This is a genomic window from Halomonas sp. KAO (genome assembly GCF_015595025.1).
Classification (GTDB): domain Bacteria; phylum Pseudomonadota; class Gammaproteobacteria; order Pseudomonadales; family Halomonadaceae; genus Halomonas.
Genome location: NZ_JADNRL010000003.1, coordinates 40,252 through 59,019, shown reverse-complemented (window position 1 = coordinate 59,019; position 18,768 = coordinate 40,252). Strand labels below are relative to the sequence as shown.

Below are 18,768 nucleotides of genomic sequence, written 5' to 3'. Positions count from 1 at the left end.
GGGGCTGCGACTGGGAAAGGAGGCCCAGGAGGAGCCGGAGAATGGCGAAGAGGGGGGGGGGGAGGATGAGGAGAAGAGCGCTGGGGAGACCGCGCCGGAGCATGCCCCTGCTGTCTCGGAGGATCGCGGCAAGAGGGACAGTGCCCACCGCAAGGTCAACGGAAAATCGGACAGGGAGAGCAAGGGGGTCGATACAGAGGGGTTGCAGCTGGTCGAGGCCGTGGTACGCAACGACTCGAAGATGATCAACCGCACGGTGGCCCAGCTGCGACTGCAGAACCAGTTCAGTCTGCATCTGGTCGCCGTCGCCCGGGATGGGGGTCGCCTCAGGCAGCGTCTGCACGAGATCCGCTTTCGTGCCGGGGATGTACTGTTGCTGCAGGGCGATGAGAGCGAGCTGGCCGAGAGTCTGTCGACCCTTGGCTGCCTGCCGCTGGCCAGCCGCAACCTGACCCTGGGGCAGCCGCGCCTGCTGCTGGTATCGCTCGCCATCTTCGCCACCGCCATCCTGGCCATGCTGCTTGATCTACTGCCGGCGGCGGTGGCGCTCTCCACGGCGGCCCTGATCTCGCTGCTGGTCGGCGTGCTGCCGCTGCGCGAGGGCTATCAGGCCATCGACGGGCCGGTGATCGTGCTGCTCGGGGCGATGATCCCGGTGGGCGAGGCGCTTGAGAGCAGCGGCGGGGCGGCCCTCATCGCCGAGGCGATGCTCGCCTGGGGCAGCGACTGGCCGGTGGTGGTCACGCTGGTGGTGCTCTTCCTGCTCGCCATGGTGCTTTCCAATATCGTCAACAATGCCGCCGCGGCGCTGCTGATGGCACCGATCGCCGCGAGCCTGGCGTCGGGCTTTGATACCTCGGTGGACCCCTTCCTGATGGTGGTGGCGGTGAGCGCCTCCTGTGCCTTCCTGACCCCCATCGGCCACCAGTCCAACACCCTGGTGATGGGACCCGGTGGTTACCGCTTCAGTGACTACTGGAGGCTTGGCCTGCCCCTCTCGCTGGTGGCGCTGTCGGTTTCCGTGCCCTTGATCCTGCTGGTCTGGCCCCTGTAGCAGCCCGGGTCAAGAAACAAGGAGCAAAGGAGCAAGGGACGCGTCCTGGCGCAGGCAAGTCTTACTTCTGCCCGAGACCGAACGAAAATGCCCCGGCGTTGGCCGGGGCATGGGACGGGGGGAAAGGTGAGCGTCAGGCGGCGTTATGGCGCAGTACCTTGGACTTGTCGATCACGAAGGCGTCGTACTCGAAGTCGTCCACGGTCAGCAGCTCCAGTACCTGGGCCTCGCGCTCGCGCATAAAGGCGGCATCCTCCTGTGAGATGACCCCCTGGGCCAGGCCCGCCTCGACCCGCTGCTCGGGGTGCAGGGCATCGGCGGCAAGCTCGCCCTTGGCATAGGCCTTGTTGAGCGTGCGGTAGAGCCCCTCGGCGCGCTCCTGGGTCGCCAGCAGGGCGTTGTAGCGGGCCAGGAAGTTGGCCTCGGGGCCATCGTCGCTGCTCCAGGTATTGGCCAGCAGCTTCGTGCGCAGGGCGCTGTCATGGGAGACCGCCTGGGCGATGCGGCGGGCCAGGTCATCGTGGGGGCGCTTGAAGCGCTTGCCCCGCGGCATCACCACCCGCCGCAGCACTCCGGCGAGGGCGCGGTTGGGCAGGTTGTCGAACAGCTCGTCCAGGGCCTGCTCGGCACGGCCCAGCAGTAGCCGGCAGCTGTAGTGAAGCAGGGCCTCCTCGCCCTCGACCCTGTCTCCCTCGTGCCACTGCTTGATCACCATGGAGGCGAGATAGAGGTTGGAGAGCACATCGCCCAGCCGGGCGGAGAGCATTTCACGCAGCTTGAGGGTCGCGCCGAGGCTGGCCATGGCGGCATCGGCGCAGAGTCCGAAGCCGGCGGAGAGCCGGGCGATCTCCTGGGCGTAGCGGGTAGCTTCGCCATCGAAGGGTACTGCCGGCTTGCCGATGCCCAGTCCCTGGGTGAAGGCGCGGGCGGCGTTGCCGAAGATCAGGCCGGCATGGCTGAAGAAGGCGCGATCGAAGGCCTGGGTATCATCGGCATCCTTGGCGGCCAGCTCCTCGAGGACATAGGGATGACAGCGGATGGCGCCCTGACCGAAGATCATCAGGTTACGCGTCATGATATTGGCGCCCTCCACGGTGATCGCCACCGGGTTGGCGCTATAGCCGATCCCCAGATAGTTGCGCGGACCCAGGGTCACCGCCTTGCCGCCATGGATGTCCATGGCATCGCCGAGGATCACCCGCTGGTATTCGGTGAGCTGGCTCTTGAGGATCGCCGAGGGGACCGCCGGCTTCTCGCCGTGATCGATGGTGTTGGCGGTTTGGTAGACCGCGGCCTGGGCGATATAGCCCAGTGCGGTCATGCGGGCCAGCGGCTCCTGTACACCCTCCATCTCGGCCACGGGCACGTTGAACTGGCGACGGATGCGGGCGAAGCCGCCGCTCCAGCCGATGGCGTAACGCGCGGTGCCGGTGGCACCGGAAGGCAGGGTGATACAGCGACCCACCGAGAGGCACTCCACCAGCATGCGCCAGCCCTGGCCGATCATCGCCTCGCCGCCGATGATGGTATCCAGGGGGACGAAGACATCCTTGCCGCGGATCGGACCATTCAGGAAGGGGCTGCCGATGGGGTGATGCCGGCGGCCGATCTCCATGCCCTCGGCATCGCGAGGGATGAGTGCCAGGGTGATGCCGCGATCCTCCTCCTCGCCGAGCAGATGGTCCGGGTCGAAGAGGCGGAAGGCCAGGCCCACCACGGTGGCGATGGGTGCCAGGGTGATCCAGCGCTTCTCGAAGTTGAGGCGCAGGCCGAGTACCTCCTCGCCATCGACCACCTGCCTGCAGACCACGCCGGTATCGGGCAGCGAGGTCGCATCACTGCCGGCGCGCGGGCCGGTCAGGCCGAAGCAGGGAATCTCGCGGCCGTCGGCCAGGCGGGGCAGGTAGTGATTCTTCTGCTCGTCGGTGCCGTACTTCAGCAGCAGCTCGCCCGGCCCCAGGGAGTTGGGCACGCCAACGGTGACCATCAGGGTCTCGTTGATCGACAGCTTCTGCAGCACCAGCGACTGGGCCTTGGCCGAGAAGCCGAGGCCGCCGTACTCCTTGGGAATGATCATCCCGAAGTAGCGCTCCTGCTTGAGGTGATCCCACAGCGGCTGGGGCAGGTCGGCCCGCTCCTTGGCGATATCCCAGGCATTGCACATGCCGGCGGCCACCGAGCACTGGTTGTCGAGGAAGGCCTGTTCCTCCTCGCTCAACCCATCGTCGGTGTAGTCGAGCAGGGCCTGCCAGTTCGGCTTGCCGGTGAAGAGCTCGCCGTCCCAGGCGACGCTGCCGGCCTCCAGCGCCACGCGCTCGGTCTCGGAGACCTTGGGCGAGACCTTCTTGAACAGCGTGAACAGGCGAGGGGTCAGCCACTTGCCGCGCAGGGCCGGCAGCCCGGCGGCGGCCACGCCTGCGGCGCCAAGCAGCAGCAGGATGCCCAGCACGGGGGAGGCGACGAGCAGGCTGACCAGCCCGGTGGTGGCGAGTACCGCCAGGGCGGGCAGGGCTCCCGCCTCGCGGCGCATCACCACCAACAGGCCGACGATGGCCACGATCAGCAGGATCAGGGTGAGCATAGAGTGACTCCGATGAGGGTGGGCGATGAAAGATCGAACAGACGTTTGAATTCTTTCAGACTAGCTTAGATTAGTGCAACCGGCCAGGGGCACGACTCTTGGCCAAGGCTTTGAAGAGTGCGAGAGGCCCTGTCGCCGTAATAGCCTCGAGCGTGGTAGTCATCCGGGACTGTGTGCATCCAAAAAAACGCCCCGCGCTGCAGTTGCAGGGCGGGGCGCAGTGGTGCGGCGGGGACGTCCTCAGTCGAGCCGGCGCTGGGGCTCGCCGCGGGCGGGGGTGTCGCCCGCCACGTAGTAGGGGGCATCGCTGCGCGGCAACGGCTCGCGGCCGCGGATGCGATCGGCAATCTTCTCGGCGAGCATGATGGTCGGCGCATTGAGGTTGCCGGTCGGGATCTGCGGGAAGAGCGAGGCATCCACGACGCGCAGGCCCTCGACCCCATGCACCCGGCCCTGGCCGTCCACCACGGCGTCGTCGCCATCGCCCATGCGGCAGCTGCCGCAGGGGTGGTAGGCGGTCTCGGCATTGGCGCGCACGAAGGCATCCAGCTCGGCATCGCTCTGCACCTCGGGGCCGGGTGAGATCTCGCGGCCACGATAGGCGTCGAAGGCGGGCTGAGCGATGATCTCGCGGGTCAGGCGAATGGCGTCGCGAAACTCCTGCCAGTCCTCCTCCTTCGACATGTAGTTGAACAGGATGCTGGGCGCGGCCTCGGGGTCACGGGAGGTCAGGCGGATGCGGCCACGGCTCTTGGAGCGCATGGAGCCCACATGGGCCTGGAAACCGTGGGCCTGTACCGCGCTCTTGCCGTTGTAGCTGATGGCAATCGGCAGGAAGTGGTACTGCAGGTTGGGCCATGCCTCCTGGTCATTGCTGCGGATGAAGCCGGAGGCCTCGAACTGGTTGCTGGCGCCGACCCCGCGGCCGAAGAACAGCCATTCGGCGCCGATCTTCGGCTGGTTCCACCATTTCAGGGCCGGGTAGAGAGAGATCGGCTGAGAGCACTCGTACTGGATATACATCTCCAGATGATCCTGGAGATGGGCGCCGACATTGGCGTTGATCTGCACCGGGGCAATGCCGAACTCCTCCAGAACATCGGCGGGGCCGACGCCCGAGCGCTGCAGGATCTGTGGCGAGGCGATGGCGCCGCCGCACAGCAGCACCTCTCGGCGGGCGCGTACCCGCTGCTCCTGGCCACGCCTGCGGTAGCGCACGCCGACCGCACGCTTGCCCTCGAATTCGATGATGTCGGTCATGGCGCGGGTCTCGATGGTCAGGTTCGAGCGCCCCTTGGCCTGGTCAAGATAGCCCCGGGCGGTAGACGCACGTCGCCCCCTGGGCGTGACGAAGCGGTCCATGGGGCCGAAGCCCTCCTGCTGGTAGCCGTTGACGTCGTCGGTCTCCGGGTAGCCGGCCTGCTTGCCCGCCTCGATAAAGGTGCGATAGAGCGGGTTGTGGTCCGCTTTCGGGGTCGTGACACTCACCGGCCCGTCGCCGCCATGGTAGTCGTTGGGGCCGATATCGCGGCTCTCGGACTTGCGGAAATAGGGCAGGCAGTCCGCATAGGCCCAGTCCTCGAGTCCCGGCGCCTTGGCCCAGTGGTCGTAGTCCAGGGCGTTGCCACGGATATAGCACATGCCGTTGATCAGCGAGGAGCCCCCCAGCCCCTTGCCACGGCCACACTCCATGCGCCGGCCGTCCATATGGGGCTCGGGATCGGTCTCGAAGGCCCAGTTGTTGAGCGTGCCCTGGAGTGGATAGGCCAGTGCCGCCGGCATCTGGGTGCGGAAGTCGAGGCGATAGTCGGGGCCGCCGGCCTCGAGCAGCAGCACCGAGACGTCGGCGTCCTCGGTCAGGCGGGTGGCCAGCACATTGCCGGCGGAGCCGGCGCCGACAATGACGTAGTCGAATTCGCGGATCTGGGTCATGGGAGGGTCTCTCAAGGCAACATCAGTACGGGGCTGTTCCGATGGCAGGCATTGCTGTGCCGGACCATCGCGAGGGCGCGGTGAAATCCCCCCCTCGCGACGAGCTGTCCCCGGCGCCCCTGGCAGGTGAGGAGTAGCGCTTAGAACACCGATTCGAAGGGGCCCATCTCCACCTGTACCGACTTGGTCTGGGTGTAGTGGGCCAGGGTCTCGAGGCCGTTCTCGCGGCCCACACCGGACTGCTTGTAGCCGCCCACCGGCATCTCGGCGGGGGAGTCGCCCCAGGTGTTGATCCAGCAGATACCCGCCTCCAGGCGATGGATCACCCGGTGGGCACGGTTGAGGCTCTCGGTGAAGAGGCCGGCTGCCAGCCCGTAATGGGTATCATTGGCGCGGCGAATGACCTCCTCCTCGTCATCGAAGGTGAGGAGTGCCATCACCGGGCCGAAGATCTCCTCGCGCACGAGGCGCATCTCGTCGGTGCAGTCGCTGAATACCGTGGGAGCCGCCCAGGCGCCCCTGGACCACGCGACACCGGCCTGCTCGTCCTTGTCCCAGCGCTCCCCGCCGGCCAGCAGGGTGGCACCCTCCTGCTGACCCAGCTCGATATAGGAGAGTACCTTGGCCTGGTGCTCGAAGCTCACCAGCGGGCCGAAGTTGATGCTCGGGTCCAGTGGGTCGCCGGCCTTGATGCGTGCCACCCGTGCCTTGAGCCTCGCCTCGAAGTCGGCCTTCACCGAGCGCTCGACGAAGACCCGGGTGCCGTTGGTACAGACCTGACCGCTGGAGTAGAAGTTGGCCATCATGGCGGCATCGGCGGCGCGGTCGAGGTCGGCGTCGGCGAACACGATCAGCGGCGACTTGCCGCCCAGCTCCATGGTCACCTCCTTGAGGGTCGAGCCACCGGCGGCCGCCATCACCTTCTTGCCGGTACCCACCTCGCCGGTAAAGGAGACCTTGGCGATCTCCGGGTGCTCGGTGAGCATGGCGCCCACCTGGCCGTCGCCGTGCACCACATTGAAGACACCGTCGGGCAGCCCGGCCTCGGTCAGGATCTCGGCCAGTTTCATGGCGGTGAGCGGGGTCACCTCGCTGGGCTTGAAGACCACGGCGTTGCCGGCGGCCAGGGCCGGTGCCGCCTTCCAGCAGGCGATCTGGATGGGGTAGTTCCAGGCGCCGATGGCGCCGATCACCCCCAGCGGCTCGCGGCGGGTATAGACGAAGGAGTCCTCGCGCAGCGGGATCTGGGTGCCCTCGATGGCGGCGGCCAGGCCGGCGTAGTACTCCAGGGCGTCGGCACCGGTGACGATGTCCACCGCCGCGGTTTCGCTGATCGGCTTGCCGGTATTGCGGGTCTCGAGCTCGGCGAGCTCATCATTCCGCTCTCTTAACAGCGCCACGGCGCGCTGCAGGATGCGTCCGCGCTGCATGCCGCTCATCGCCGCCCACTCGCGCTGACCGCGTTTGGCGGCGGCCACGGCGGCATCCACATCGGCGCTGGCGGCCTGCTGCACCCGGGCCAGCAGGCTGCCATCGAAGGGGTTGTGTACCTCGAAGCTGGCGCCTGAGGTGGCATCGGCGGTATGCCCGTCGATATAGAGGGGCAGGGCAGTTGAATCGGTCATGGGTCTCTCCTCAGCGAGCGTCGATGGCGGTGGCAGAGTCGGAAGCGGCAACAGAGTTAGAAGCGGCAGCAGAGTCGGAAGTGGCAAGTAGCCTGTCGAGGGTGGCGAGTGCCGCCTGGCGGGCGCCTTCGGCATCCAGACCCTCCGGCGTGAGTGCCCCGCGCAGCCAGAGGCCGTCGATCACCGCCGCCAGGGTGCGCGATGCCAGTCGCGCCTCGTCGAGCGGCATCAGGCGGCGGAACTGGGCGCACAGGTTCGAGTATAGGCGCCGGTCGTTGACCTGCTGCAGGCGCGCAAGGCGCGGCTTGTGCATGCTGCTGGCCCAGAAGGCCAGCCAGGTCTTGGCCACCGGGTCGGTCACCTGGCTGCGGTCGAAATTTCCCTCGATGATGGCTTCCAGTCGGGCTCGGGGGGTGTCGTGACGCAGCTCGCGCCGGCAGGCGGCCACGGCCTCGCCCAGGTCGCTGAGGATCTGGCGCATGGTGGCCTCGAGCAGGCCATCCTTGCCGCCGAAGTAATGGCTGATGATGCCGGCCGATACCCCCGCGTGTCGCGCAATGCGCGCCACGGTGGCGTCGGCAAGGCCGACTTCATCGATGGCCGCCATGGTCGCCTTGATCAGCTGCTGGCGGCGGATGGGTTCCATTCCGACCTTGGGCATTGTCGAGCCCTCTCTTGTCCTGATGACTTGCCACCACACCGGTATGTGCGGTTAGGATAGTGCCAGCTTGCCAGTTTTTTATTGAACGTTCAATCAATAAAAAGTTGGCAGACGCCGACTATACTCAAGTCCCTTCACGGAGGTAATTTCATGAACGCAACTCGCATTTCCCGCCGTACCAGTCGCCATATGAGTCTTGGCCTGGGTGCCGCCGCGCTGGTGCTGGGGGCTGCCCCGGTGCTTGCCCAGGAGTCCGAAAGCTGCGAGACGCTGCGCTTCGCCGAGGTGGGCTGGACCGACATCACCGCGACCACCGCTCTGGCCACCGAGGTATTCGAGGCGCTGGGCTATGAGACCCGTATCGACACCGTTTCCGTGCCCATCGCCTATCAGGGCATGAAGAATGGTGACTTCGATATCTTCCTGGGCAACTGGATGCCCTCCATGGCATCGATCAGCAATCCCTATGTCGAAGAGGGGAGCGTCGACCGTCTGCGTGCCAACCTCGAGGGAGCCAAGTACACCCTGGCGGTGCCGCAGTATGTGTACGATGCCAGCGTCACCTCGCTGGCCGATCTGGACCAGCATGCCGACAAGTTCGACAGCAGCATCCATGGCATCGAGGCCGGCAACGACGGCAATCAGATGATCCAGCAGATGATCGATGACGACGCCTTCGGCCTGGGTGACTGGCGGCTTGTCGATTCCAGCGAGGCGGGCATGCTCTCCGAACTGGGCGCCCGGGTGCCGGACGAGAACTGGATGGTGTTCCTGGGCTGGGAACCGCACCCGATGAACACCAACTTCGACATGGCCTACCTGGAGGGAGCCGACGATTACTTCGGTCCCGACCTGGGGGGCGCCACGATCTATACCAACACTCGTGATGGCCTCGTCGAGGAGTGTGGCAATGTGGCGACCCTGCTGGACAACCTCGTGTTCACCCTCGAGATGGAGAGCCAGCTGATGGGGGAGATCATGGAGGAGGGCGAGGACCCCCGTGACGCCGCCCGTGACTATCTGCAGGCCAATCCGGAAGTGCTCGACGCCTGGCTCGAGGGTGTCGAGACCCGCGACGGTGAGGACGGCCTGGCCGCCGTGCGCGAGGCACTCGAGATCGAGTCCTGAAATGTCGCCGCTGGACTTGCCAAGCGGCGAGTCCATGTGCATAATGCGTCTCCATTGCGCGGCCGAGGTCGCGCAATCTAGTGGAAAGGCTACGTAGCTCAGCTGGTTAGAGCACATCACTCATAATGATGGGGTCCCCTGTTCGAATCAGGGCGTAGCCACCAGGATTATTTCAGCGCCCGCCCGACACTCGTCGTGCGGGCGCTGTGCGTTAGAGCGGATCATCGTACGAATCCTTGCGGAGGTCCTTGACCTTGCTGGGGGAATCCGTATACTACGCACCGTGTTCGACGCCGTTCCCCGATAGCTCAGTTGGTAGAGCAAATGACTGTTAATCATTGGGTCGCAGGTTCGAGTCCTGCTCGGGGAGCCAACACGGCGACGGCAACACAGCGATGCGACACGATTCCTCGATAGCTCAGTTGGTAGAGCAAGTGACTGTTAATCACTGGGTCGCAGGTTCGAGTCCTGCTCGAGGAGCCAATCGCTCGGCATCGTCACCTCAGGTTATTCCCGGATAGCTCAGTTGGTAGAGCAAGTGACTGTTAATCACTGGGTCGCAGGTTCGAGTCCTGCTCCGGGAGCCATCTCGTCTTTCCAGCTTAACCCTCGCCAGCTTCACCCTTGCCAGTTTCGCCCACTCTAGCTTCACCCTTCCTAGCTTCATCTTCTCTGGTTTCACCCCATTTCTGCGCACGATAATGATCACCGGGTCTTGTACCGGTCCTTCCGTGTGCCTGTCAGTTTCTGTGCGAATTTCTGTGCGAATTTCTGTGCGAATGTCTGTGTGAGTTACTGAGTGGGTTTTACGTGCGTCTGTCCGACGGCCATCGCTTGGGCTGTCACGGTGGGTCGCATGCAATGAAAGAGGCCGTCGCCCCGGGGCGACGGCCTCTTTCATGGTGGGGAGGGGCTCACTCCCGGTGGGCGAAGCGGTAGTTGTTCTCGAGCTGGGAGTAGTCGAGCAGGATATGCGCGGCTTCCAGCACCTGGACCTGCTCCACCGGCTCCTCCTCTTCCTGGTCGCCGTCGTCCTCTTCGTCGCGGGCGTCGGTCCACTCTTCCAGGGGCTCCAGGCCGAGTGCCTCGCGACGCTGATTCTCCAGGGCGAGCTGTTCGGCCTCGAGTGCCTCGGTCTCCGCCTGGCGGAGTTCGCGGTTGAGGCTGACGCTGGTCGTCTCCTTGCGCATCCGGCGGTTAAGCTCGGCCTGCTGTTCGAGGTAGACGAAGTTGGGATGGGTGTCGGCACGCTCGCGGTGACGGGCTCGCAGCGTCTCCAGGAAGCGCCATGGCTCGCCGTACTCCCGGTACTGCACCGAGCGGACGGTGTCCCAGTCCAGGGCGTTGTCGAGGCTGCTCTCGCCGATCAGCTCGGGGTCGATCAGGCTCGGGAAGATGATATCCGGCTCCACGCCACGGTGCTGGGTGCTCTCGCCGGAGATGCGATAGAACTTGGCGCGGGTCAGCTTGATCTCGCCATGACTGAGCTCATTGAGGGTCTGCACCGTGCCCTTGCCGAAGGTGGGGGTGCCGACGACCAGGCCTCGCCCGTAATCCTGGATGGCGCCGGCGAAGATCTCCGAGGCGGAGGCCGACAGGCGATTGACCAGCACCGTCAGGGGGCCATCGTAGATGGCGCCGGTGTCGGTATCGCCGTAGAGGCTGATGCGCCCGCGCGCATCTCGCACCTGGACGGTGGGGCCGCGATCGATAAATAGTCCGATCAGGGAGTTGGCCTCCTGCAGGGCGCCGCCGCCATTGTTGCGCAGGTCGAGGACGATGCCTTCGATGCCCTGGTTCTGCAGTGCCTCGATCTCCTTGGCCACATCGCGAGTGGTGCTGCGATACTCTTCATCGCCGGCCTGCCAGGCGTCGAAGTCGACATAGAAGGTGGGCACGGTGATCACGCCGACGCGGTGCACGCCATCATCATGTTCGAGTTCGAGCACCTCGCTCTGGGCCGCCTGGTCCTCGAGCTTCACGGTGTCTCGAGTGATCTGGACCTCCTTGGAACGCGTCATGTCCACCGCCTGGGCGGGAACCACGTCGAGGCGTACCACCGAGCCCTTGGGGCCGCGGATCAGCTCCACCACCGAGTCGAGGCGCATGCCCACCACGTTGACCATGTCGCCATCTTCCTGGCCGACTCCCACGATGCGATCGGCGGGCTCAAGCACACCGGCGCGCTCCGCCGGGCCGCCGGGCACCAGGCTTGCGACCTTGACGTATTCGCCGTCGGCCTGGAGCAGGGCGCCGATGCCTTCAAGCGAGAGGCGCATCTGGATGTCGAAGGATTCGCCCTGGCGGGGAGAGAGGTAGCCGGTGTGAGGGTCGATGCTACCGGTGACCGCTGCCATCAGCAGGCCGAAGATATCCTCCTCGTTGGTCTGCTGCAGGCGGTTGAGCTGGCCCTCGTAGCGCTGGCGGAGATTGGTCTCGACCTGCTCCTCGTCCTGGTCACTGATCACCAGGGTCAGGGCGGCGTTCTTGAGCCGGCGCTCCCAGAGCTCATCCAGAATCTGGGTGCTCTCCGCCCATGGGGCATCCTCGCGGTCCACCTCCAGGCGCTGCTCTCCCTCATAGGTAAAGTCGAGGCCCTGGTCGAGGCGCTCGAGAAGCCACTCGAAGCGAGCCTCGGCGCGCTCATGGTAGCGCTGATAGAGTGAGAAGAAGGGGGCCAGCTCGCCATCGAGCAGGGCATCATCGAGCTGCTCTTCCAGCGGATGGAATTCCGCCACATCCTGTTCGGTCAGGAAGGCGCGCTGACTGTCGAGCACATCGAGATAGCGTTCGAAGGCCCGGCGTGACCAGCTATCGTCCAGGCTGACGTCGGCGTAGTGACCATAACGTAGCGCTTCGGCCAGCTCGGTGGCGGCCCGGCGCTGGGCGTCGGTGGGTTCTGGCTGTGCCAGGGCGACGCCGGTGGCCAGCAGCAGGGCTGCCAACAAGGCCATGGATCGTCCCATATGGGCAAGCGGGCTCATCGATGAAGCACTCCCGGTTTGATGTACACTCAATTCCCTTGACCGTTATCCGGCTCGCGAGTTGCGCGGAACGGCAGTCCATTGTAGCAGCTTACCCGCTGTGCCCATCATCTACACTTTTGCCCAACCCTAGAGGAACCCATGCTCTCCCAGGATGATCTGCTTACGCGGCTTCTCGACTTCCTGCACCGCTCGCCTACTCCCTGGCATGCCACCGCCAATATGGCGGCCCGTCTCGAATCCGCCGGTTTCCGCCGCCTGGACGAGCGCGAGGCCTGGTCGTTGACGCCGGGCGAGCGGGTCTATGTAACGCGCAACGACTCCTCCATCATCGCCCTGCAGTTGCCCGAGACGCGGCTCGAGGCGCTGCGCATGATCGGTGCCCATACCGATAGCCCCGGGTTGCGACTCAAGCCCAATGCCGCCCAGACCGCAGCCGGCTGGCTGCAGCTTGGCGTCGAGGTCTATGGGGGAGCCCTGTTGGCGCCCTGGTTCGACCGCGAGCTGGGGCTCGCCGGCCGGGTGCATGTCCGCTATCCCGATGGCCGTCTCGAGGGGCGCCTGCTGCATGTCGACCGCCCAGTGGCGATCATTCCCAGTCTGGCCATCCATCTCGATCGCGAGGCCAACAGCGGTCGTGCGCTGAACGCTCAGACCCAGATGGCGCCGGTGCTGCTGCAGGGTGGTGAGGAGGGCGACCTGCCGAGGCTGCTCAAGGAGTGGGTCTCGGAGCAGCACGCCATCGAGGCGTTCGAGCTGCTCGACTTCGAGCTGGGCTTTCATGATATGCAGCCGCCTGCGCGGGTGGGGATCAAGGGGGAGCTGATTGCCAGCGCCCGGCTCGACAACCTGCTCTCCTGCTTTATCGGCCTGGAGGCGTTGCTGGCCAGTGATGGCAAGCAGGGTGTCGTGCTGGTGGCCAACGACCATGAGGAGGTCGGCAGCGCCAGTGCCTGCGGCGCCCAGGGGCCTTTTCTGGGAGATGTGCTGCGCCGGGTTCACGAGCGGCTCGGCGACGGCAGCGAGGAGGGCTTTATTCGACTGATCCAGGCCTCGCGGATGATCTCCTGCGACAACGCGCATGCTCTGCATCCCAATTTCCAGGACAAGCACGATGCGGCCCATGGTCCCGCACTCAACGGCGGGCCGGTGATCAAGGTCAATGCCAGTCAGCGCTACGCCACCAACAGTGCGACGGCGGCGCTGTTTCGCGACCTCTGTCGCGAGGCCGAGGTGCCCGTGCAGAGCTTCGTGACGCGTGCCGACATGGGGTGTGGCAGCACCATCGGGCCGATCACCGCCACCGAACTCGGTGTGCCTACCCTCGATGTGGGGGTGCCGCAGTGGGCCATGCACTCGATCCGTGAGACCGCGGGAAGTGAGGATGTGGCCTATCTGACGCGGGTGCTGGCTGCCTTCTGCAACCGTCCCGAGCTGGCTTGAGCACACAAAAAAACCCGGCGCCGATGGCGCCGGGTTGCGTGATTCTGGTGGCTACGCCCTGACTCGAACAGGGGACCCCATCATTATGAGTGATGTGCTCTAACCAACTGAGCTACGTAGCCAGCGGCGCGTACTCTATCCAGCGTTGGCCCCTCTGTCAACTGCCTGATATGGAAGGCATGCCAAGGCTTGACACTTGGCCGTGTGGTCGATAATATGCGCGCCATCTCGACGAGACGAGACATTGCGTCCCATTCGTCTAGTGGTCTAGGACACCGCCCTTTCACGGCGGGAACAGGGGTTCGAACCCCCTATGGGACGCCACTCGACTCATCAGATAACTGGAATGCGGGAATAGCTCAGTGGTAGAGCATCGCCTTGCCAAGGCGAGGGTCGGGAGTTCGAATCTCCTTTCCCGCTCCAATGTTGCGGTAAGTGAGCCAAAGCTTGGGTCAGGATCTGGTACGCCAGCCCGGTCGAATCTCCTTTCCCGCTCCATGCGTCCCATTCGTCTAGTGGTCCAGGACACCGCCCTTTCACGGCGGGAACAGGGGTTCGAACCCCCTATGGGACGCCACTTCTTCGACTGCAACAGTGAGTCGTCGAGGTAGAAGTAGAACGAGAAGTGCGAGACAGGCGGGAATAGCTCAGTGGTAGAGCATCGCCTTGCCAAGGCGAGGGTCGGGAGTTCGAATCTCCTTTCCCGCTCCAATGTTGCGGTAAGAGAGCCAAGGCTCGGGTCAGGATCTGGTACGCCAGCCCGGTCGAATCTCCTTTCCCGCTCCATCTTCTGAAAGGAAGATACAGCGTCCCATTCGTCTAGTGGTCCAGGACACCGCCCTTTCACGGCGGGAACAGGGGTTCGAACCCCCTATGGGACGCCAACTCGCTCTCGTTGCACCGACAGTAGTACCGATATCAAGCGGGAATAGCTCAGTGGTAGAGCATCGCCTTGCCAAGGCGAGGGTCGGGAGTTCGAATCTCCTTTCCCGCTCCAATCGGTTTCACGCTACTGGCCAAGGCTCGCGTCAGGAGCTGGAGCGCCAGCCCGGCTGAAGGCAGCCCCGTCAAATCTCCTTTCCCGCTCCAATCGGTTCTCCCTCTCTGAATTCTGATCATAAGCTAAGGCGCCAGCCTGGCTGATGATGTCTTGTCGTTTTTCGTATTTCACTCCAGAAGACTCCCCTGTTTCCCCGGTCAGGCCAGGGCTCACTGCTTGAGCCGGAATGCCGGCCCGGCTGTTGCTGCTCGTTCGAATGCGCTATGGTGCCCCACTAGACACGGGGTGCGGCCATGGCCGCTGAGAAAATACCCGTCGAACCTGATCCAGTTCACACTGGCGAAGGGATGTCGGCCGGCTCCAGCGCGGCGCCCTTTGCCGCGTACCAAGGAGTCTTCATGGCCGTTTCCTCTCTCTCCATCGACCAGCAGGCCATCGATCAGCAGGTCGTGCTTGTTACCGGCGGTGCTCGTGGGCTCGGCGCTCATCTGACCCGAGCCTTTCTCGGGCAGGGCGCCCGGGTGGTGGTGAACTATTTCCAGAGTCGCGATGCCGCCGAGGCACTGGTGAAGGAGGCGCCGCAGCGGGTACTGGCCGTCCAGGCCGACGTGTGTGACGCCGAGGCGATCGAGTCGCTGTTCGAGCAGGCTCGTGAGCACTTCGGCACGCCGATCACCACCGTGGTCAACAACGCCCTGCCCGCGTTCACCTTCAACGGCGACGCGCGTCCCGACGCCGATGCTCTGGACTGGTCGCATCTCCAGCAACAGCTTGAGGGTGTCAACCGGGGAGCGCTGAACACCATCCAGGCGGCGCTGGCCGGCATGCGCGAGCAGGGAGGTGGACGCATCGTCAATATCGGCACCAATCTGTTCCAGAATCCCGTCGTGCCGTACCACGACTACACCGCGGGCAAGGCCGCGCTGCTCTCGCTGACCCGCACGCTCGCCAACGACCTGGGGCCCGACAACATCACCGTGAACATGATCTCCGGCGGCCTGCTGCGCACCACCGATGCGTCCAGCGCGACCCCGGAGGCGGTCTTCGACCTGATCGCCCAGAACACCCCGCTGCGCCGGGTGACTACGCCGGAGGAGTTCGCCGATGCGGCGCTCTTTTTCGCCTCGCCCTGGGCGCGGGCGGTCACCGGGCAGAACCTGATCGTCGACGGCGGACTGGTGAAAGGGTGATGAAGGCACGCAATCCCGACGAGAAGCTGCACCTCAACTTGTTCGTGATGGGGTGCGGCCACCATCGCGCGGCATGGCGCCATCCCGACTCCTGCGCCGAGCGGCTTGGCGACATCGCCTACTATGAGTCCCTGGCCCGCACCGCCGAGCGCGGCAAGCTCGACGCGGTGTTCTTCGCCGACGGCATGAGCGCCGGCAGCGTGGAGGACGGCTTCCACTGGCACCTCGAGCCGCTGACCGCGCTCTCCGCCATGAGCCGGGCCACCCGACACATCGGCCTGATCAGCACGCTCTCCAGCACCTTCTACACGCCTTTTCACGCGGCCCGGCTGGTGGGCTCGCTGGATCACATTTCCGGCGGGCGCGTGGGTTGGAACGTGGTGACCTCGATGTTCGACAGCGAGGCGCGCAACCACGGCTACCCGGCCATGCCGGCCCATGCCGAGCGCTACGCCCGGGCCGAGGAGTTCGTGCAGACGGTGCTGGCGCTGTGGGACAGCTGGGCCGACGATGCCATCGAGCGCGACCGCCGGGGCCGCTACGCCGACCCGGACAAGGTGCAGGCGATCCACCATCACGGCGAGCACTTCCTGGTGGACGGGCCCCTCAACCTGCCGCGCCCGCCCCAGGGCCATCCGGTGCTGGTGCAGGCGGGCGCCTCCTCCCAGGGGCGCGACCTGGCGGCGCGCTACGCCGAGGCGATCTACGCGGTCGCCTACGACCTGGAAACCGCCCAGGGCTACTACCGGGACATCAAGACGCGGGTGACGGCGGCCGGGCGCAGCGCGCCGGTGCCGATCCTGCCCGGGCTCGTCACCTACGTCGGCTCCACCATGGCGGAGGCCCGGGCCAAGCAGCGCGAGCTGGACGAGTGCCTGCCGGTGGCGGCCTCGCTGCGCCAGCTCGGGCTCTTCATCGAGCAGGACTGCAGCGACTGGGAGCTGGACGCCCCGGTGCCGCCGCTACCGCCGCTCGCCGAGTTCCGCGGCCCCCAGGGGCGCTACGCCACCATCCTGCGCATCATCGAGACCGAGCGGCCGACCCTGCGCCAGCTGCTCGGGCGCCTCGCCGCCGGCGGCGGCCACTGCACCATGATCGGCACCCCGGAGAGCATCGCCGACGAGATGGAGCGCTGGTTCCGCGGCCGCGGCGCGGACGGCTTCAACCTGATGCCGCCGTCGCTGCCCGGCGGCATCGAGGACTTCGTCGACCAGGTGGTGCCGGAGCTGCAGCGCCGCGGGCTCTTCCGCGAGGAGTACACGGCGACCACGCTGCGCGGCCACCTCGGCCTCGAGCGCCCGGCCGGCTGAACCTCCTGGCGATCCGCCCCCACGGTAGCGACTCCTCCAAATAAAAAACGCCCCTCTCGAGGGGCGTTTTCGTACGGGGCAGTGACGTATCGGCCGGCTGGCGTTCAGCCCTCGAAGCGTCGCGTGCCGGCGCCCAGCGCGGCGAAGTCGAAGCCCTGCTTCGCCGGCAGCAGCGCCAGCAGCGCCAGGCCCGTCACCACCGGCATGAAGGTGGCGAGCAGGAAGGACTCCATCAGGGTGGTCAGGGCGTCGCCCGGGGCCGGGAAGAGGGTCAGGCCGGCGACCAGGCCGCTGACGGTGGCGAGCACCGCGGCGCGGCCGTCGAAGCGGCGATTGAAGAGCCCGAAGAACACCGGGAAGGCCGCCGCGCAGCACAGCAGGTCGGCCAGCAGGAACAGATACAGCACGCTGTAGCCCTGGGCGGCGACGAAGGTGACCGGCAGCGCCAGCAGCAGGATCAGCCAGCGCGACAGGCGCATCAGTCGCGGTCCGCTGGCGCCCGGCAGCAGGCGCCCGCCGTCCACGGCGATCATGCTCGAGGCGGCGCTGATGGTGGTGTCGGCGCTGCTCATCACCAGCGCCAGGCCGAGGAAGATCAGGCCCACGGCGAACCAGGCGGGAATGTCGGCGAGCAGCACGCTGAACAGCGCCACCGAGCCGTCGCCGGCGAGCCCCAGCCCCACGAACGCCAGGCCGAACAGGCCCATCACGAAGATCATCGGCGCGCTCAAAAGGCCCCCCAGCAGGAAGCCCAGGCTCACGGCGCGATTGTTGCGCGCGGCGTAGACCCGCTGCCAGTTGCCCTGGTAGAAGAGCCCGGTCAGCATCACGGCCAGGAAGAAGGTGAGGCCGGCCTTGAGGCCGCCGGGATCGGTGAGGTCCAGCAGCTGCGGTGCCGTCGCCTCGAGGCCGGCGAGGGTGGGGGCGAGGCCCCCCGCGGCCTGCCAGCCGACGACCAGCAATACGGCGAGCAGCGGCAGGATCACGATCATCTGCACCTTGTCGGTAAAGATCGAGGCGCGCAGGCCGCCGTAGAGGGTGTAGAGCAGGGTGGCCGCCATCACCACCGAGCTGGTCGCCCAGAGCGGCACCGGCGCCAGCAGCGCGACCATCTTGGCGATGGCGGTGATCCCCGCGGCCAGCGAGATGAAGAGATAGAACAGCATGATCACCAGGGTGAAGGCGTACATGGGGCGCCCGTAGCGGCTCATCACGAACTCGGTGAGCGAGTGACCGCCCGGCGAGAGCTCGCGCAGGCGCCGCCCCAGCGGAATCATCACCAGCCGCGGGGCGAGCGACCCCAGCGCATAGCCGGCGATGGCGCCAAGGCCACCCCAGGTGGCCGCCTGGGCGGGGCCGAACAGGATCCAGGTGCCCAGGGTCGAGGCCATCAGGGTCAGCACCGTGGCGGTGGCCCCCTGGCTGTTGCGGGCGATGATGAAATCCTCGAGGCTCTCCCGGTGGCGGCGGGCGTAGAGCATCCCCGGCACGGCAAACAGCGCCGCGAAGGCGACGAGCCACCAGAAGGCGTGTGTGGTCGGCAGCATGACGTTCTCCCTAGCATCGATGGGCCCGGCACGATGCCGAGCGTCGCTACGGGAGGACGCAATTGCGTTGGGTGAGAAGCGTGGCCGAACGGCACTTCCTTCCCTTCGCCGGCATGATCCGGATCAGGTTCGAAGGGTTACCGGTCGTGTCGTGTGCACGCTGCCGGAATCTCAGTCCACCAGGACTCCCCCAGGAATACGACCCAGCTTAGGGGGCCGGTGTCACGGGGTCAACATGGCGCGAATACCCGCTTGAATCGGTAAGGTATCGCCCTCATATCGTTAGCAGCATAGTTTTTACGGAATCCGTCGT

The 18,768-nt window shown here is 65.8% G+C and carries 11 protein-coding genes, 11 tRNA genes and 2 riboswitches; of the genes, 15 read left to right on the top strand and 7 right to left on the bottom strand.

Going from position 1 to position 18,768, the window contains the following annotated elements; genetic code table 11:
* Positions 1–1,054, top strand: a 1,054-nt coding sequence (locus IOC61_RS00780) for an SLC13 family permease (RefSeq protein ID WP_195686989.1), incomplete at its 5' end; no start/stop codon positions are given.
* Positions 1,055–1,187: 133 nt separating this feature from the next.
* Here the strand turns inward: IOC61_RS00780 and IOC61_RS00775 are convergent.
* The 4 genes from IOC61_RS00775 to betI form a co-directional block, all read right to left on the bottom strand.
* Positions 1,188–3,635: an acyl-CoA dehydrogenase gene (locus tag IOC61_RS00775; protein WP_195686988.1), complete on the bottom strand. Its 2,448-nt coding sequence runs from the start codon at positions 3,633–3,635 to the stop codon at positions 1,188–1,190.
* A 240-nt stretch (positions 3,636–3,875) separates the two neighbouring features.
* Entirely contained in the window at positions 3,876–5,567 is a 1,692-nt protein-coding gene (gene betA, locus IOC61_RS00770) for a choline dehydrogenase (protein WP_195686987.1), read from the bottom strand.
* Between the two features lie 140 nt (positions 5,568–5,707).
* On the bottom strand, positions 5,708–7,192 hold the full coding sequence (gene betB, locus IOC61_RS00765; RefSeq protein ID WP_195686986.1) for a betaine-aldehyde dehydrogenase: 1,485 nt from the start codon (positions 7,190–7,192) through the stop codon (positions 5,708–5,710).
* A 10-nt stretch (positions 7,193–7,202) separates the two neighbouring features.
* Entirely contained in the window at positions 7,203–7,853 is a 651-nt protein-coding gene (gene betI / locus IOC61_RS00760) for a transcriptional regulator BetI (RefSeq protein ID WP_195686985.1), read from the bottom strand.
* Between the two features lie 150 nt (positions 7,854–8,003).
* Here betI and IOC61_RS00755 point away from each other — a divergent pair, with 150 nt between their 5' ends.
* The 5 genes from IOC61_RS00755 to IOC61_RS00735 all read left to right on the top strand — a co-directional run bounded on the left by IOC61_RS00755 (position 8,004) and on the right by IOC61_RS00735 (position 9,568).
* Positions 8,004–8,981, top strand: a complete 978-nt coding sequence (locus IOC61_RS00755) for a choline ABC transporter substrate-binding protein (protein ID WP_229332837.1) — start codon at positions 8,004–8,006, stop codon at positions 8,979–8,981.
* A gap of 87 nt (positions 8,982–9,068) precedes the next feature.
* A tRNA-Met gene (locus tag IOC61_RS00750) sits at positions 9,069–9,145 on the top strand.
* A 133-nt stretch (positions 9,146–9,278) separates the two neighbouring features.
* Positions 9,279–9,354 (top strand) — tRNA-Asn (locus IOC61_RS00745).
* 34 nt (positions 9,355–9,388) lie between these two features.
* Positions 9,389–9,464, top strand: a tRNA-Asn gene (locus tag IOC61_RS00740).
* A 28-nt stretch (positions 9,465–9,492) separates the two neighbouring features.
* A tRNA-Asn gene (locus IOC61_RS00735) sits at positions 9,493–9,568 on the top strand.
* Between the two features lie 327 nt (positions 9,569–9,895).
* Here the strand turns inward: IOC61_RS00735 and IOC61_RS00730 are convergent.
* On the bottom strand, positions 9,896–11,965 hold the full coding sequence (locus IOC61_RS00730) for a carboxy terminal-processing peptidase (protein ID WP_195686984.1): 2,070 nt from the start codon (positions 11,963–11,965) through the stop codon (positions 9,896–9,898).
* A gap of 141 nt (positions 11,966–12,106) precedes the next feature.
* On the opposite strand from IOC61_RS00730, the gene IOC61_RS00725 reads away from it, so the two are divergent.
* Positions 12,107–13,408 (top strand): M18 family aminopeptidase, encoded by a 1,302-nt coding sequence (locus IOC61_RS00725; RefSeq protein ID WP_195686983.1) that lies wholly within the window; start codon positions 12,107–12,109, stop codon positions 13,406–13,408.
* 45 nt (positions 13,409–13,453) lie between these two features.
* Here IOC61_RS00725 and IOC61_RS00720 read toward each other — a convergent pair.
* Positions 13,454–13,530, bottom strand: a tRNA-Met gene (locus tag IOC61_RS00720).
* 126 nt (positions 13,531–13,656) lie between these two features.
* Here IOC61_RS00720 and IOC61_RS00715 point away from each other — a divergent pair.
* From IOC61_RS00715 to IOC61_RS00680, 8 genes are all read left to right on the top strand, one after another.
* Positions 13,657–13,732, top strand: a tRNA-Glu gene (locus tag IOC61_RS00715).
* A gap of 24 nt (positions 13,733–13,756) precedes the next feature.
* Positions 13,757–13,831: transfer RNA gene (locus IOC61_RS00710), tRNA-Gly, on the top strand.
* Between the two features lie 78 nt (positions 13,832–13,909).
* Positions 13,910–13,985: transfer RNA gene (locus tag IOC61_RS00705), tRNA-Glu, on the top strand.
* A gap of 59 nt (positions 13,986–14,044) precedes the next feature.
* Positions 14,045–14,119, top strand: a tRNA-Gly gene (locus IOC61_RS00700).
* A gap of 97 nt (positions 14,120–14,216) precedes the next feature.
* Positions 14,217–14,292, top strand: a tRNA-Glu gene (locus IOC61_RS00695).
* A 38-nt stretch (positions 14,293–14,330) separates the two neighbouring features.
* Positions 14,331–14,405, top strand: a tRNA-Gly gene (locus IOC61_RS00690).
* A gap of 274 nt (positions 14,406–14,679) precedes the next feature.
* Positions 14,680–14,773: riboswitch (TPP riboswitch) on the top strand.
* A gap of 33 nt (positions 14,774–14,806) precedes the next feature.
* A complete protein-coding gene (locus tag IOC61_RS00685) occupies positions 14,807–15,598 on the top strand; it encodes a 3-oxoacyl-ACP reductase (protein WP_195686982.1) in 792 nt (263 codons plus the stop codon).
* Positions 15,598–16,908: an LLM class flavin-dependent oxidoreductase gene (locus IOC61_RS00680; RefSeq protein ID WP_195686981.1), complete on the top strand. Its 1,311-nt coding sequence runs from the start codon at positions 15,598–15,600 to the stop codon at positions 16,906–16,908. Before IOC61_RS00685 ends, IOC61_RS00680 begins: the two co-directional genes overlap by 1 nt.
* 104 nt (positions 16,909–17,012) lie before the next feature.
* On the opposite strand, the gene IOC61_RS00675 is transcribed toward IOC61_RS00680, so the two are convergent.
* Entirely contained in the window at positions 17,013–18,455 is a 1,443-nt protein-coding gene (locus tag IOC61_RS00675) for a sodium:solute symporter family transporter (RefSeq protein WP_195686980.1), read from the bottom strand.
* Positions 18,456–18,538: 83 nt separating this feature from the next.
* Positions 18,539–18,657, bottom strand: a riboswitch (TPP riboswitch).
* Positions 18,658–18,768 lie beyond the last annotated feature (111 nt).